Genomic DNA, 15,919 nt, shown 5'->3' with positions numbered 1-15,919 from the left:
ACATGACCAAGCACTACTAGCAACACCACCACCGCCGGCCAGAGCCACACGGCGATGCCGGGCGGAGTCCAGAGCGCTGGCCGCCGCCCGGCCCACCACCATTCCCAGGGCCGAGAGCAGCGGGGCCGGCGGACCACTGGAGGGGCACAGGCCCGAGCGGTGCAGCGGAGGGAGACTGGAGGCAGTGTGAAGCTGATCGCCAAGGTTTCAGGCGGGCATCGGCTTCACCTGCATGTACGGGCGCGTACAGCCGGGTGGGACGATCTCGTGCCGGAGAGTGCGGGGGGATGCATGAGCACACGCCCGATGCTGCCCCAGCGGGAAGCCGCCCGGCCGTGGTGCGCAGCTGGCCCTCCGGCGCCAGCTAAAGCCTGGGTGCCGGGCCTGCCGCCCGGGCACCCCGCGACGTTGGGCGTGCCCGGGGTGTGGCTGGTCACGGAGAGGGCCGGTCCCGGTACGCCTGGAGGACGCACAGGACAAGCGACAGGATCAGAGCGCCCCATCCGGCGGTCCCGCCGAGGAACGAGCCCGTGGCGTCCATCGAGTCCCGCACGTTCGGGCGGTCCAGCATGAAGAAGACCAAGGCGATGGTGGCGGGGACGAACACGAACATGCCCACCGCAAGGAGGAGCACAGCCCGCAGAGCGAAGACGGGCGGTACCGGGGCCGGCACGGGGTCCGGGAAGGGCCGGGTCGGGCATCGGGGTGGCGTCGATCGTCGTCATGACGGGCACGTCCTTCAAGAGTCGGGAGTGATCGAGCGCGGATCGTGGAGCACCTGCACCCCTTGCGTCCCGGGGTAGGGCAGCGACAGCAGCGCGAGAGCGGTTCAGGGCGCGTTGGTGGTGCCGCACAGCACGATGGAGGAAGCGGCACCAAGGCGCGCAGGTACCGTCCGGCGAACCGCACTCGACCGCTCAACCGGCAGGGCCACGAGGTGGCCCGCTGCACGATCGAGCGTCTGATGCGCGAGCTCGGCCTCGCCGGCGCCGTCCGCGGCAAGAAGGTGATCCACCATGCCGGATCCGGCCGCCGCCCGGGCCCCGGACCTGCTCGACCAGGACTTCGTCGCCCCGGCCCCGAGCCGGACCTGGGTCGCCGATTTCAGGCACGTCGCGGCCGGGTCGGGCGTCATCTACGTCGCGTTCGTCGTGGACACCCTCTCGCGTCGCATCGTCGGCTGGTCCGCGTCGATGCCGAAGGGGACACAACTCGTTCCGGACGCACTGGACATGGGGCTGTGGCAGCGCGACCGAGACGGCAACGCGCTCATGGAGTCGACGATCGGCCTGTTCAAGACGGAAGTCATCAAGCGCCAGCGACCCTGGAAGGCGCTCTCGCACGTCGAGCTCGCCACCGCCGAGTGGGTCACTGGTACAACCACCGTCGACTGCACGGTGGGACAGGGCATATTCCGCCCGTCGAATACGAAGCCAATTACTACCGAGGAACCACGAAACCCCAGCTCACAGCCGCCAACTGAGATCTCCAACGACCCGGGGCGGTTCAGCCCGACGTGCCGGGTGGCCGTGCAGCGGCTTTGGGCCAGTGCGCCGCGTGCCGTTCGGCGGTCCGTCTGTTGTAGTCGTCCAGCCGTTGCTGTGCCGCGACCGTCGCCTGCGCAAAGCGCCTCACGGGGTCGGCGTCCCGCTCCAGTACGTCTCTCATCGCCTCGACCAGGTCGGCGTGCGTGTTCGCGAGTTCGCCGACCAGCGCGCCGGTCGCGGCCGGTGTTCCGGTGGAGGCGTCGAGTTGCTTCGGCGCCTGCAGGTGGTGCGGCTTCTCGGCGAACCAGCCTTCCGCTTCCAGTAGGCGGTGCGAGCCGTGGGTCACCGGGATGAAGCCGCTGGACTTGTGCCAGGCGGCGGCCCCTTCCGGATTGAGGAGGTACTGCAGGAATGCCAGGGCGCCGTCTTCCACCTCCGGTGGCAGCCCGGCGGCCAGGAACAGGGAGTCGCCGCCCAGGACGTCGCCGGAGTAGGGCACGGTGCCGTTGCGTGGCAGGCCGTCGGCGACGACCTCGATCCCCGCCTGTGCCCCGGCCGAGACCACGGACTGGGCCATCACGGAGGAGTTGCAGAGGAACGCCACCCGTCCTTCGACGAAGGCCTTGAACGTCCCCGCCCAGTCCTGGCCCTGGCCGGTGTGGAGGTACAGGCCGTCTTTGTGCAGCCGCTGCCACCACGTGACATAGGCCAAGGATTCCTCGGAGGCCAGGTCCACCTTCCCGGCCCGGCCGGACCGGCCGTTGGCGTGGTCGGCCAGCAGGCCGCCCTGCTGGCAGAGGGCGCCCTGGAAGAACCAGCCGTCGACGGCCCACGTGATGGCGTGTGAAGGGCCGGCGTCGGTCTGCACGACAGCCCGGCAGGCGGCCTCCAAGCCGTCCCAGTCCTGCGGCACCTCGGTGATTCCGGCCGCCCGCAGCATCGTCATGTTCGCGTACAGCAGGCCCGTGGAAACGCTGAACGGCATCGATACCAGTTCGCCGTCGTAGCTGTAGTAGCGGCGTGCGCTGTCGACGAGGTCGTCGATGACCACCGGCTCGCCGAGAATCTGCCGGCGTTCGCCGATCGCGCGCTGCACCGGGATGAACAGCGGTCCGCCGGTCGCGGCGACCGCGTCGCGGGCGTGCTGGGTCTCGGTGAAGAAGACGTCGACGAGCGCCGGGACCCGGCCCTGGTCCAGGATGCGGATGAAGTCCTCGCGGCCGGTCTCGGTCCAGTACCGGTACGTCGAGATGCGGACCTCGTAGTCGGGATGTGCCGCGCCGAACTCCGCGGCCCGTCGGCGCACGGGGTCCAGGAAGCCCTCGAACGGGTGGTCGGCGAGGAGTATGTCGACGACGATCCGGCCGGCATCACCCCCCATGCCTCAGCCCTCCCGCTTCGCGGTGATGAACACGAACGTCCCCGGCCCGGACTCCTCGACCACGCTCAACCCGGCGGCGGCCAGCCAGGCGCGGATCTCCTGCGGCTCGAACAGGAGGTAGCCCTCGGGCCGGGCGGGGAAGATGTGTGAGCGTTGGAAGTAGCGGTACACCGGGTCGTCGGCCCAGCGGAAGGTCATCAGGGTCAGTGTGCCGCCTGGCCTCAGGCAGCGGCCGATCTCGGCGATCGCCTGGGAGGCGTCCGGCATCGCCTGCAGGGCGTTCCAGCAGTTGACGGCGGACAGGCTGCTGTTGGCGACGGGCAGCTCAAGGGCGCTGGCCCGGACCGCGGCCACGTGCGGCAGTCGGCCGCGCAGCCAGTGGAGCATGGCGTCGTTGAGGTCCAGGGCGATGACCCGGTCGGCGCCGACGGTGTCGGCGACCACCCAGGTCCAGCGGCCGGCGCCGGCGGCGAGGTCCAGCACGGGGGCATCGGTGCGGGCGGCGGCCGGGCGCAGCCGGTCGGCGATGTAGGCGTCCTCGATCGCCGGTGTGATTGCGCCGTCCCAGTTCTGGCCCATGATGCGCAGGAAGGCCGGGCGCAGTGCGACTTCGTAGTGCCGGCCGACGGTGCTCATCACGGCGGCGTTCTGGAGCACGTCGGCCTCGATGTCCTCGGGGGCGTCGCTCACGCCGGCGCCGGAGCGCTCCCGGCGGGACAGGTCGAGGATGCCGCCGGGGCCGGCGGGGTAGAAGGTGGCGCAGCCCTGGCAGCGCGCGCCCTTGTCCTGGAAGGTGAGGGCGCTTCGGCAGGAGGTGCAGCACAGGGCGGATTCGTGGCGGGCGAACGTGGCGCTGTCGGCGGTGGCTGCCGGCTCGTGGCGGGCCGACCAGTACGGGTTCTGGTCGATGACCGGGGTGGGCATTCCGTTGGCCACCGACCACAGGGCCTTGGCGCCGGCCGTGGCCCACAGCGTGCGGGTGTCGTCGTTCCAGGTCGCGGTGGTCTGCTCCGGTGTCAGGGTCCTGATCCAGGCCCGGTCGAAGTCGCGCTCCTGTTCGTCGATGTCCCAGTCGAACGGGGAGGGCCAGGCCCGGCCCAGGTCGGGGTCGAGTGGGTCCAGCCGGGTCAGCCCGCGGTCCAGTCGGGTCCGGTCGTCGGGGTCCAGCGGCACGTCGCTGAATGCGGACCGGACGCGGGCGTGCTCGTCCGGGAAGTGCGAGAGCAGGTACAGCAGCGCCAGGGTGAGCGGTGTGACGGCGGTGGTGCCGCGGACCTCGTCGAGGAAGGGGTCCAGGCCCTGGCGCACGGCGGTGGCGACCGGGCCGCCGAGCACCGGGTACTCGGCCTCGACGAGCAGGCCGAGGGCGATCGCCAGGTAGCCGCGGTGCGCGGTGTCGGCGTCTTTCCAGGCGATCAGCAGACCAGGGACGGCTTCTTGCGCCGAGGCGGGGTCGTTCAGCTCTCCGTCGGTCCAGAACGTGCCGACCAGGCGGTTGAACGTCTCGGCCAGCGCTTCGGAGTCTGCTTCACGGAAGGCGGTCAGCGGTCCGGCGGCGGTGGCCGGCTCGGCGTTCGGAGCCATGGCGAGTCCTCTCTTCTGCAGGTCTGCCCCACGATTGCCTGCCCGGCGGCGGCCGACATCTTCGGAAGTGCCCAACCGGTCCGCGCCCTTGGCATCCAGCAAGAAGGGTTCGCGGGGCGCCGCTGCTAGCGTCTGGAGGTGATCGGACCGCGCGACGCCGGTGAGGTCTGCCCGCCCCGCTTCCACGGCTCGTACGACCCTGGCCGGGTGTCCGCCGGGCGGGGCTGCGCCCGGGCGTCGGCCCACCCCGAACTCGGGAGCGAGCATGAAGACTGCACTGCGGACCTGTCCCCTGTGTGAGACGTCCTGCGGATTACGGTTGACCCTGGACGACGGCGGCTCGGTGCTGCGGGTCGAGGGCGACCAGGACGACCCGTTCAGCAAGGGTTTCCTCTGCCCGAAGGGGGCGGCGCTGGGCCAGCTCGACGAGGATCCGGACCGGTTGGCGGGTCCACTGGTCCGGGTCGACGGGCAGTTGCGGCCCGCCAGTTGGGAGGAGGCGTTCGCCGAGGTGCACCGCGGGCTCGGCGAGATCACGGCGGCGCACGGCCGCGACGCCGTGGCGCTGTACTTCGGCAACCCGACGTTCCACACCATGGCCGGGTTCCTGTACCGGCAGCCGCTGACCCAGGCCCTCGGCAGCCGCAACGTGTATTCGGCCAGCACCATCGACCAGATGCCCAAGCACGTGTCCAGTGGCCTGATGTTCGGCGATCCGATGGCCGTGGCCGTCCCGGACCTCGACCGCACCGACTACATGCTGATCCTCGGGGCGAACCCGGTGGAGTCCAACGGCTCGCTGTGCGTGGCGCCGGACTTCAAAGGCCGTCTGCGGGCTTTGCAGGAGCGCGGCGGCAAGGTGGTGGTCGTCGATCCGCGGCGTACCCGAACTGCCGAGCTCGCTGACGAGCACCTGTTCATCCGCCCCGGGACGGATGCGTACCTGTTGTTCGGTATCGTGCACACGCTACTGGCGGAGGAGCTGACCTCTCTGGACATGGAGGTCACCGGGCTCACCGAACTCATGTCCCTGGCAAGTGACTTCACGCCTCAGGTGGTGGAGCGGGCCTGTGGGGTGCCGGCGGCGACGACAGTGCGGCTGGCGCGGGAGGTCGCGGCGGCGCCGTCGGCGTCCGTCTACGCCCGGATCGGCACCTGCACCGCCGAGTTCGGCTCGACGGCGCAGTGGCTGGTCGACGTGATCAATGTTCTGACCGGGAACCTGGACCGGGCCGGCGGCGTCATGTTCGCCAAGACCGCGGGGCTGGAGATCTTCCGCAGCGGGCAGCCGTTCGCCACCGGCGCGTGGCGCAGCAGGGTGCGCGGTCTGCCGGAGGTCCTCGGGGAGTTCCCGGTCGCCACGATGGCCGATGAGATCGAGACACCCGGGGACGGGCAGATCCGGGCCCTGGTCACAGTAGGGGGCAACCCGGCGCTGTCCGCGCCGGGTGCCCCGCGTCTGGCGCGGGCCCTGTCCGGGCTGGACTTCATGGTGTGCGTCGACCCCTACGTGAACGAGACGACCCGGCACGCGAACGTGATCCTGCCGCCGCCGCGGATCCTGCAGAGCCCGCACTTCGACTTCCTGGTGCAGATCATCATGGTCCGCAACTACGCTCGTTTCTCCCCGCCGGTGCTGCCGTTGGGTGAGGAGCAACGGTCCGAGACGGCGATCCTGGCCAAGCTGTTGCTGATCCTGAGTGGTCAGGGCCCCGACCTCGGCCCCGAGGTGTGCGAGGAGGTGCTGCTGGGGCAGCTGCTCGCGGCCGCACCGGAGCTGCGTGACGGCCTGGAGGGGGCCGACGGGACCGAGCGCATACTGGACGCGCTGCTGAAGCTGGGGGGCTACGGTCTGTCGCTGGAGGCGATGCGCCAGGCTCCGCACGGGCTGGATCTCGGTCCGCTCCAGCCGCGGCTGCCGGAGATCCTGTGTACGGCGTCGGGGAAGGTCGACCTGGTGCCGGGGCCGTTGGCCGCCGACGTGCCGCGTCTGCTGGGTCGGCTGCGGGACCCGGCGCCGGAGATGGTGCTGATCGGACGCCGGCATCTGCGCTCGAACAACAGTTGGATGCACAACGTGCCTTCGCTGGTCGGTGGCAGCAACCGGTGCACGCTGCAGATCCATCCGCGGGACGTGGCCCGCTTCGGCCTCGGGGAGCGGGCGCGGGTGCAATCCGCGGCCGGGGAGGTCGAGGTGTCGGTGGAGGCCACCGAGACGATCATGCCGGGGGTGGTGAGTCTGCCGCACGGGTGGGGCCACAAGGACACCGGGCAGTCGGTGGCGCGCAGGAACGCCGGTGTCAACGCGAACGCGCTGACCGATGAGCTGGTGATGGACCCGGTGTCGGGGAACGCGGTGTTCAACGGGGTACCGGTGAGAGTGCTGCCGGTGTGAGGGGGATGCCTCACGGCGCCGTGCGCGGGGCACGGCGCCGTGAGGATCAGGCCTGGTCGGCTTCGGCCGGGAGGACGTTGAGGTTCAGGTGGAAGATGTTGCGGGGGTCGTACTCGCGCTTCAGCGCCGCCAGTTGTCCGTACACCTGCTGCGGGTACACCGCGTCGACGTCCGCCGGGAGGATGTCGCTCAGGAAGCCGCTGTAGGCGCCGGACATCGAGGGGGCCAACGCGGACCAGAACGCCTCGTAGGCGGGTAGCAGCGGCTCGTTGCCTTCCGGGGAGCCGAGCAGCACGCCCATCACCATTGCCTGGGTGGAACGGTGGGGGAACGCGGTCGCGTCCTGGGGCACCCGGTTCAGGGCGCCGCCGATGCTGCGGATCTCGACGTACAGGTTCTCGAGGGTGGCCTGTTCGGTGAGGATCGTGGTGACCAGGTCCGCGGTCAGGGCCGGGGTGAGGCGGTTGCGCACCCGTGGGCGCCAGCCCGGGGGGAGGTCGCCTGCGGGCTGGAGGACGTCCCCGTAGGGCATCGGGCGGACCTGGTCGTCCACGACAGTGCCGAGTTTGCGGATCGGGTCGATGGCCGAGTTGGCGGCCGCTTCGTCCTCGCCGGCGTAGCAGACCATGATGGCCAGGGGCGGGGCGGCTTCGCCGAAGGTCGGCCAGCACATGGCGGTGGCCGTGAGCTCTTCGGGGGCGGAGTCCATGTGCGCCGCCCAGCCGCGCAGGACGGTGGCGGTCTCGTCGGGGGCGAAGGAGATCTGGCCGAAGAAGACCTGTGGGGCCGGCTGCGCCACGACGGTGAAGGAGGTCACCACGCCGAAGTTGCCGCCGCCGCCGCGGATCGCCCAGAAGATGTCCGGGTTCTCCTCGGCGCTGGCCGGCAGGACGCGGCCGTCGGCTGTCACGACCTCCGCGGCCACGAGGTTGTCCAGAGCCAGGCCGTACTTACGGGCCAGCCAGCCGATGCCGCCGCCGATCAGCAGGCCGCCGACGCCCACGCTGGTGGTGTCGCCGGAGGTGAAGGCCAGGCCGTACGGCTGCAGCGCGGTCGCGACCTGGTCCCATTGCGCGCCGGCGCCGAGGCGGACCAGGCGCTCGGACTCGTCCACCATCTCGATGGAGTCCAGGTGTGACAGGTTCAGGACCAGGCCGCCGACGTTGGTGCTGAAGCCGGCGTTGCTGTGGCCACCGCTGCGGGTGGAGATCTCCAGGTCGTGTTCGGTCGCGAAGGCTATGCCGCGGGCCACGTCCTCGTTGCTGCGGACCAGGATGATCACGGCCGGGTGCCCGGTGTGGACGATCAGATCGGTGAGCTCGTCGTATCCGTAGTCGCCCGGCACGAAAACCTCACCGGTGACTTCGGCCCGCAGGCGCGCGATGTCCGCGGGGTCCAAGTCGCTGTTCATGGTGGTCTCTCTTCTTCCGTTGAGCAGCACCCGTCGGCGCTGTCCTCTTCCTATACCTGTCGGTCGGAGCCGAAGCGCGGATCAGGACATGTGGCGGCGTGCGGGTTTTGCGCGGTGGGACGGTCTGGAGGGGGTCATCCAGGGGGGCATCCGCGGCCAGGGACCCCATGGCCGGTATCGGCCCCCCGCGTCATGGCCCGGGGGGCCGCCGGCGTGGCCGGCGGGGGATGACCGCCGCCGGCCGGGCTCCACCGGCTTCTCAGCCCTCCTCGGGCATCTCGAAGAACGGCCGGACCTCGACGGCGGACCACTGGGCGTCAGGGATCATGGCGGCGAGCTCGACCGCACGTGCCTTGTCGGCCACGTCGACGATGTAGTAGCCGCAGAAGTACTCCTCGGCATCGACCAGCGGGCCTTCGGAAGTGGCCGTCCTGCCGTCGCGCACCCGGACCACGGTGGTCTTGGCGGGCTCGCTCAGTGCCTCCGCGGCGACGAGCTCGCCGGCCTCCTTGGTGAGGGCCATCAGCTTCTCGTGGGCGGCGCCCACGGCGGCCTGCTGCTCCTCGGTCAGCGCCTCGTTGGCCTTCGGGTTCAGGTTGATCAGCAGCATGTACTTCATCGTCGGGCTCCTCGCGATCGGGCGCCCGGGGTGGGCGCTCCCACCTATGGGTCGGAGCCGTCCCGGGGAACCGGACACCGCGTGCGGAACTTTTCGCCGGGCCGCTCACCGGCCGTGCGTCGTCGCCGGCGCGGCAGAGCGGTTCCTGTCGCGCCGGCGTGTCCGTGCCCTCCATGGAGCCCTCTGGATTCCCTCTGCGGACCGTGGTGTCAGGGCCGGTTGATCAGACTCTTGAGGTCCGGGAAGGACTCCAGGTCCGGGACCGTCCAACCGTCCAGGTCGTACTCGGACATGCACTGCTCGGCGAACTTCTCGTAGCCGGCCAGCTGGCCGGAGGCCAGCTGACTGGCGTACAGCTCGACCCGGGTGTTCTCGTGGTTGCCCGAGTAGTTGCGCTCGTACAGCTCGTGTCGGCTGCCGAACTCGCTGCCGATGGCGTCCCACAGCAGTTTCATGAGCTTGACCCGTTCCATGGAGGTGGCCCCGCCCGAGCCGCGGACGTACTTGTCCAGGTACGGCCGCGTCTGCGGGTTGCGGAAGTCCTCGGCGCTGGAGGGGACGTAGATCAGCCCGCTGGCCACGTCCTGCAGGATGATCTCCCGGATTCGGGGGTAGCCGACCTGCATGAACCACCGGTAAGCCATCCCGTAGTCCCCGTTGGGGAGCACCGCTCCGTCCTTCCACGGCACCGGGTTGCGCGCGGCCGCGTCGGACAGCCCCCAGAACAGGTTCCGCCAGGCCAGCACCTCGCCCAGTCGGCTCTGGACGCCGCGGAAGTCCCGCGTTCCGGTGATCTGCAGCGCTTTGGACAGCAGGCCGGCCAGGAACTCCAGCTTCACCGCGAGCCGGATGCAGCCGTGGAAGGTGAACCGCTCGGGGAAGCCGGAGCGGGCGGTGAACATCTGTACCTTGCCCAGGTCGCCGTAGATGAAGACGTTCTCCCAGGGGATCAGCACCTTGTCCATCACAAGGATCGTGTCGTTCTCGTCCAGCCGTGAGGACAGCGGGTAGTCGAAGGGGCTGCCGGCCACGGCCGCGGTCGCGGTGTAGGAAGGCCGGCAGATCAGTTTCACGCCGGGGGCGTCCATCGGCACGGTGGCCACCAGCGCGAACTCACGCTTGCGGATCGGCAGTCCGTAGTGCGCGATGAAGTTGTAGTGGGCCAGGGCCGAGCCGGTGGCCACCACCTTGGCGCCGCTGACCACCAGTCCCGCGTCGGTCTCGGCCTCGACGTGCACGAACACGTCGGCGACCTCGTCCGGCGGCCGGTCGCGGTCGACAGGGGGATGCACGATGGCATGGTTCCAGAACAGGACCTTCTCCTGCGACTCGCGGTACCAGCGCCGGGCGTTGTCGGCGTAGGGCCCGTAGAAGTCGGCGTTGGCGCCGAGGGTGCCGAGGAAGGAGGCCTTGTAGTCGGGGCTTCGGCCCATCCAGCCGTAGCTCAGCCGGGCCCAGGCCGCGATCGCGCCCTGGGCGGCGACCAGGTCATCGGCGCTGCGCGGCGTGGTGAAGAAGCGGTGGGTGTACCCGTCGCCGCCGCCGTCGACCGGGCAGGTCAGCACGTCGCGGTAGCGGTCGTCGTGCAGGGCGTCGTAGAGCCGGGCGGTCATGCGCACCGGGTTGTGGAACGCCGGGTGTGTGGTGACGTCCTTGACACGTTCGCCGTATACGTAGACCTCGCGAGCGTCGCGAAGGCTTTCCACGTACTCCTCGCCGGTCATCGGCCGAGTGGCCATTGCTGTCCTGCCTTCCTGTCGGTCGCCGGGCCCGGGGCCGGCGGACGCCGGTGTCAGCGCAGTTCCACGCCGCAGTCCTCGACGGCGGTGATGAACTCGCCGCGGGTCAGGGCGGCGGCGACGGTCTCGATGTCGTCAGCCATGTACCGGTCCTCGTTCAGCGGCGGCACGAGCGAGCGCACCGCGTCGTAGGCGGCGCGGCCGGCCGGTCCCAGGCCGTCGTAGCGTCCGGAGACGTCCACCGCCGAGGCCGCTGCCAGGAACTGCACGGCCAGGATGTGCTGGTTGTTGGCCAGCACCCGCCGGGCGTTTCGGGCCGCGATCAGGCCCATGCTGACGATGTCCTGGTTGTCGCCGTTGGACGGCACGCTCTGGGTGCTGGCCGGGCCGATCGTCCGGTTCTCGGCGACCAGTGCCGTGGCCGGATACTGCGCACCGGCGTACCCGCTGCTCAGCCCGGGGTCGCCGGCCACCAGGAACTCGGGCAGGCCGTAGCTCAGGTGCCGGTTCAGGACCCGGTTGAGCTGCCGCTCGGCCAGTACGCCGAGCTGGGTCAGGGCGATCGTGGTGAAGTCCATCACGAAGGCCACCGGCTGGCCGTGGAAGTTCGCGCCGTGGAAGACCTCGTGGTCCTCGAAGAACAGGGGGTTGTCGTTGGCGGAGTTGAGTTCGGTCTGTATCCGGGCCGTGGCGTGTGTCAGGGTGTCCCGGACACTGCCCAGCACCTGTGGCATCGCCCGCAGCGAATAGGCCTTCTGCAGGTAGATCTCGGTGCGGGTGACGTCCCCGTCGTCCTTGGCCGCGGCGACCTGGCGGCGCAGGTCCGAGTGCTCCACGGTGAGCCCGCTGCCTCGCAGCAGGGCCCGCATGTTCGCCGCGGTGTCGATCTGGCCGGGGTGGGGCCGGGCGATGTCGTGGCCCTCGGGCTGGAACGGCCCCATCGACCCGCGCATCGCCTCCACCAGCAGCGCCGAGACGATCTCGGCGTGCCGGACCTGTTCCAGCGACCGGTCGACGACGAGCGCGCCCAGCCCGGTCATGGCCGAGGTGCCGTTGATCAGCGCCAGGCCCTCCTTGAACTTCAGCTCCAGCGGCGTGATCCCGTGCGAGCGCAGCACCGGGGCTACCGGCCGTCGGCCCTCGGGGCCCAGGAAGTAGCCTTCGCCGATGATGGTGGAGGCCACATGCGCCAGGGGGGCCAGGTCTCCGCTGGCGCCCAGCGAGCCGATCTCCGGGATCGCCGGTATCAGGTCGGAGTTGAGGTACAGGGCCAGCCGCTCCAAGATCTCCGGCCGGACCGCCGAGTAGCCTTTCGCCAGGGCGTTGAGGCGTGCGGCGACGATCGCACGTGCCTGGTCGTGGGGGAAGTAGGGACCGACGCCGGCACTGTGGCTGCGGACGAGGTTGGTCTGCAGCTCGGTCTCCCGTGAGGGGTCGACGAGCATGTAGATCATCTCGCCGTAGCCGGTGGTGACGCCGTAGACCGGGGTGCCGGCGCGGACCACGTCCTCGAACACCGCGCGGCTCTTGCCGGCCTTGGCCAGCGACTGGGGCGTCAGCGTCACCTCGGCCCGTTGCTCGGCAACGCGGCGGACAGCAGGGATGTCGAGCGTCTCGCCGTCCAGGACGGCTGGAGCGCCGATGGGGGTGGTGGGCACGAGGTACTCCTTCATCGGGTTCGGTCGACCAGAGCCGCCAGGGCAGCCAGGCTCTGATGTGCGTAGAACTGGGGGACGGTCACGTCGGCCGTGAAGCGCTGCCGCACCTGGTGCAGCAGCTGGGGGACCAACAGGGAGGTGCCGCCGACGGCGAAAAAGCTCTGGTCGGCGTGGGCCGGCGGGGTGCCGAGCAGGTCCGCCCAGATCGCGGCGAGGTCTGCCTCGGTTCCGGCGGCGGGGCGCCGGGCCGCGGCATCGCGCTCGGCGGCGGCGACGGTGCGCGCCAGCAGCGGTCGGTCGACCTTGCCGGTGACGGTACGCGGGAGACGGTCCAGGGTGCGGTACAGGGCCGGGAGCAGCGAGCGGCCGAAGCGTCGGCGCAGGTGGGTGCGCCACTCGCTGGGTGAGCCCTGCGGCTCGCCGTCGGGTGATCTGTGCGGGACGACGCAGACCACCAGGCGGGCGGCCAGGCCGTCGTGGTCGGGGTCGGCGATGACGGCGCAGTCGGCGACGGTGGGGTGCCCGGACAGGGCTGCTTCGACGTCGGTGAGTTCCAGCCGGCTGCCGTAGAGCTTGATCTGGCTGTCCTTGCGGCCTCGGTATTCGAGGGTGCCGTCGGGGCGGCGGCGGGCGAGGTCGCCGGTGCGGTAGCAGGGTGTGTCGATGTGCGGGAGGCGGGTGAAGGCGGCGTGGTCGTGGTCGGCAAGGTAGCCGTGGGCGACGTAGGGGCCGGTGATGACCAGTTCGCCGGTGACACCGGCGGGGCAGGGGCGGTCCGATTCGTCGACGACGAGGACGCCGCGTCCGGGGATGGGGCGTCCTATGGGGACCGGGGCGGTGGCGGGCTTCGCGGGTGTACCGGCCGATGCGGTGCTTGCGGCGCGGGTGAGGTGTGCCGGCCTTCGGTGAACGGGGTGCCAGGTCGCGGCGACGGTCTCGGTCGGGCCGTAGAGGTTGGCGACGCGGACCAGTGGCAGCGTGGCCAGCAGTCCGTCGGCGAGATCGCCGGGCAGTGCTTCGCCCATCAGCAGCAGGGTCCTGAGTGCGCCCAGTTCTTCGGCGGAGCGGCGCTCGGTGAGGACGCGGAGCAGTTCGCGGGCGAAGCTCGGCACGGTCTGGAGTACGGCGATGCGTTCGGCGGCGAGCCAGTCCAGGAGGCGTTCGGGGTTGGCACGGATCTTCTCGGGCACCGGGCACAGCGTGGCGCCCGATCCGAGCGCCGCGAACGTCTCGGCCAGGGCGGGGTCGTGTTCGGCGGCCACCCATTGCGCGACGCGTACGCCGGGGCCGATATCGAACTGGGCGGCCATCCACGCGGTGAACTGCGCGAGGGCGGCGTGCGTGTGCGCGATGCCTTTGGGGACGCCGGTGGTGCCGGAGGTGAAGGCGACGTAGGCGCGGTCGGTGAGCCTGGGGGGCGGGGAGGGTGGGGATGCTCGCGGCTCCGGGTCAGGCTCTCCCACCGTGAGGACCTGACCGCCGATGGTGGTGCGGTAGTGGTCGAGGAGTTCGTCGGGGTCGGGGACGGCAGCTCCTGGGGCTGCGGTCGTTCCGGGGTCCACCAGCATCGCCGCCGGTTTCAGCGCCTTGAGGACTGCCCGGCCGCGGTCCCCGTTGTCGGCGGTCCCGAACCAGCACAGGTGTGCGCCGGCCGACAGCACCCCGAGCAGTGCGGCGTATTGACGCACGCCCACGGGCAGCCGCACCACGACCGGATCACCGGCCCGCAGGTCCTGGGCGACCCGCAGCGCGGTGGCGTACAGGGAGCGGTAGGTCAGTGTGCCGTCGGGACCGTCGACGGCCACCGCGTCCGGGTCGTGCGAGGCGCGCCTCCTGATCGCCTCCACGACCGTGTGTTCGGGGGCGCCGTCGTCGGCCCGCGGGTCGGCCTCGTCGGCGGTGCGTGCCGCTCTGCCGGGGCTGTCGAGCGCCAGCTCGGCGACGGTGGTGTCCGGAGCCAGGGCGGCGTGCCGAAGGAGCGTACGGAACTGCCGCAGGATCATCCGGGCGGTCTCCGGCTCGAACTGGTCGGCGTCGTAGAGCACGGTGACGGCCGGTCCGCTGCCGCTGTCGTCGACTCGCAGCACCAGGTCGGCCGGTATCGGGCCGGTGTGTTCCCGGCAGGGTTCGACGGCCGCACCGGGAATCGTCAGCACGGTCTCGGGCCGCTCCCGGTAGTCGAACACGACATCGCCCAACGGCACCCGTCGCGCGTCGCGGACGACCGGCAGCGCCCCGAGCACTCGCGCCAGCGGAACGGTACGCCGTGCCATCGCCTGGGCGGCCAGTGCCGTGCCGCGCCCGAGGATGTCGTCGAAGCTCTGCTGCGCCCGGATGTCGGCCGGCAGAATCAGGACGTTGGTCGCCGTGCCCGCCCCGCCCTGCGAGACCGGTACCGCGACAGCCACCCGGTCGGCGCCGGTGTAGCGGTGCAGGAGGACCTGGAACGCGGTGAGCATCACGACGTACGGGGTGCTGCGGCGGGCTTCGGCACAGCGTGCGACGGTGCGGCCGAGGTCCGGGTCAGCCGGGGCGCCGACCGTTGCCCACCGTCCCGAGGCCCGATCCGGACGCGGGCGGTCCGCGGGCAGGGGGAGTTCGCCCGGCAGCGTTTTCAACGTGTCGACCCACCAGGCCAACGCCTCGGGGGGTTCGGCCTCCGCGGCGGTCGTCCCGCTGTGGGGAGCCGGTGTCAGGAGCGCTCTTCCCGCGGACAGTTCGGTCAGTTCTTCGACCAGCGTGTCCAGGAAGTCCTCGTCGGCGAACGCGCCGGGGACCGCCAACCGGACCCGGTGCTCCTGGGGCCCGCAGCGTGTGACCGTCATCTGTGCCCCCGGCATGCCGGCCGGGTCCGATCCGCTGTCGGCCGGCCCCGGCTCCCCCTGGTCCGCTGGTCCGCCGTCCGTCTCGCGCAGCACAAACGCCTGGGGCCCGGAACGCGCCCAGACCCTCCGCACCGGTATGCCGTCCAGCAGCACCAGGGCCGATCGCAGGTGCTCGTGCCGGTCCACGAGCGACCGCCACGCCACTGCCAATGCGGCCACGTCCAGGTTGCCGGCCACCCGGTACGTTCGGCTTCGCGGCGCCGGCTCCTGGCCGAGTGCACGCAGCAGCCACAGCCCTTGCTGCACGTCGGTCGCCGGCACATGCCGGTACGCGGGGTCGGTCATGGACAGCCTCCATCGATCACTCGGCGCCGCAGGGGGATCGGGCAGACCGCACACCGCGCCGCACCGGAACTTTCGGTGCGCGGCGAGAGGCTCCCTGACTACACAATGACGACCGCTTCCAGCAGCGGCATCTCCTGGAGTGCGGCTGTCGTCGCCGTCCCCCGCATCGGTTCTGGGTATGACGCCGGCATGGCCCGGCGCCGTCGCCCATCGGCCCGCCCGGTTGCGATCACGAGGCGCGGACGGCGGGCTCGGCGGCTGTCTCCCTCTTCCCCGGCGGTGGCGATGCCACGTTCGTCGGACCGTTCGTCGCCGCCGGCGGTCCGCCGTCGCACCGGCTCGTCCACCCGTCCGCCGGGGGCCCGGCCCTCGCCGCTCTGCCGGTGGCCCGTCAGCTCCGTGTCGGCGTGGTCCGGTCGGTGGATCCGGTTTCCCCGGGGTGGGCATGACGCCGTGTCAGTGCGTGGAGGGGTCG

The 15,919-nt window shown here is 71.0% G+C and carries 10 protein-coding genes; 2 read left to right on the top strand and 8 right to left on the bottom strand.

Annotation, left to right across the window (positions count from 1 at the left end):
• Window positions 1-433: 433 nt before the first annotated feature.
• A complete protein-coding gene (locus tag AMK21_RS32560; RefSeq protein ID WP_143194910.1) occupies window positions 434-613 on the bottom strand; it encodes a hypothetical protein in 180 nt (59 codons plus the stop codon).
• A gap of 156 nt (window positions 614-769) precedes the next feature.
• Between AMK21_RS32560 and AMK21_RS37260 the strand changes: the two genes are divergently transcribed.
• On the top strand, window positions 770-1,483 hold the full coding sequence (locus AMK21_RS37260; protein WP_107430030.1) for an IS3 family transposase: 714 nt from the start codon (window positions 770-772) through the stop codon (window positions 1,481-1,483).
• A 23-nt stretch (window positions 1,484-1,506) separates the two neighbouring features.
• On the opposite strand, the gene AMK21_RS32550 is transcribed toward AMK21_RS37260, so the two are convergent.
• Both AMK21_RS32550 and AMK21_RS32545 read right to left on the bottom strand, forming a co-directional pair.
• Entirely contained in the window at window positions 1,507-2,868 is a 1,362-nt protein-coding gene (locus tag AMK21_RS32550) for an extracellular solute-binding protein (protein WP_073882753.1), read from the bottom strand.
• A 3-nt stretch (window positions 2,869-2,871) separates the two neighbouring features.
• Entirely contained in the window at window positions 2,872-4,452 is a 1,581-nt protein-coding gene (locus tag AMK21_RS32545) for a class I SAM-dependent methyltransferase (RefSeq protein ID WP_073882752.1), read from the bottom strand.
• A gap of 265 nt (window positions 4,453-4,717) precedes the next feature.
• On the opposite strand from AMK21_RS32545, the gene AMK21_RS32540 reads away from it, so the two are divergent.
• The gene (locus AMK21_RS32540; RefSeq protein ID WP_073882751.1) at window positions 4,718-6,847 is read left to right on the top strand and encodes a molybdopterin oxidoreductase family protein; all 2,130 of its coding nucleotides are present in this window, start codon (window positions 4,718-4,720) and stop codon (window positions 6,845-6,847) included.
• 46 nt (window positions 6,848-6,893) lie between these two features.
• On the opposite strand, the gene AMK21_RS32535 is transcribed toward AMK21_RS32540, so the two are convergent.
• The 5 genes from AMK21_RS32535 to AMK21_RS32515 all read right to left on the bottom strand — a co-directional run bounded on the left by AMK21_RS32535 (window position 6,894) and on the right by AMK21_RS32515 (window position 15,444).
• A complete protein-coding gene (locus tag AMK21_RS32535; protein WP_073882750.1) occupies window positions 6,894-8,258 on the bottom strand; it encodes an FAD-binding oxidoreductase in 1,365 nt (454 codons plus the stop codon).
• Between the two features lie 259 nt (window positions 8,259-8,517).
• The gene (locus tag AMK21_RS32530) at window positions 8,518-8,877 is read right to left on the bottom strand and encodes a YciI family protein (protein WP_073882749.1); all 360 of its coding nucleotides are present in this window, start codon (window positions 8,875-8,877) and stop codon (window positions 8,518-8,520) included.
• 209 nt (window positions 8,878-9,086) lie between these two features.
• Window positions 9,087-10,616 (bottom strand): 4-hydroxyphenylacetate 3-hydroxylase family protein, encoded by a 1,530-nt coding sequence (locus AMK21_RS32525; protein WP_073882748.1) that lies wholly within the window; start codon window positions 10,614-10,616, stop codon window positions 9,087-9,089.
• 53 nt (window positions 10,617-10,669) lie between these two features.
• Window positions 10,670-12,289, bottom strand: a complete 1,620-nt coding sequence (gene cmdF, locus AMK21_RS32520; protein WP_073882747.1) for a tyrosine 2,3-aminomutase — start codon at window positions 12,287-12,289, stop codon at window positions 10,670-10,672.
• Window positions 12,286-15,444: a non-ribosomal peptide synthetase gene (locus tag AMK21_RS32515; protein WP_073882746.1), complete on the bottom strand. Its 3,159-nt coding sequence runs from the start codon at window positions 15,442-15,444 to the stop codon at window positions 12,286-12,288. Before AMK21_RS32515 ends, cmdF begins: the two co-directional genes overlap by 4 nt.
• Window positions 15,445-15,919 lie beyond the last annotated feature (475 nt).

The organism is Streptomyces sp. CB00316 (assembly GCF_001905595.1).
Classification (GTDB): Bacteria; Actinomycetota; Actinomycetes; order Streptomycetales; family Streptomycetaceae; genus Streptomyces.
This window is presented reverse-complemented; position numbering and strand designations above follow the sequence as displayed.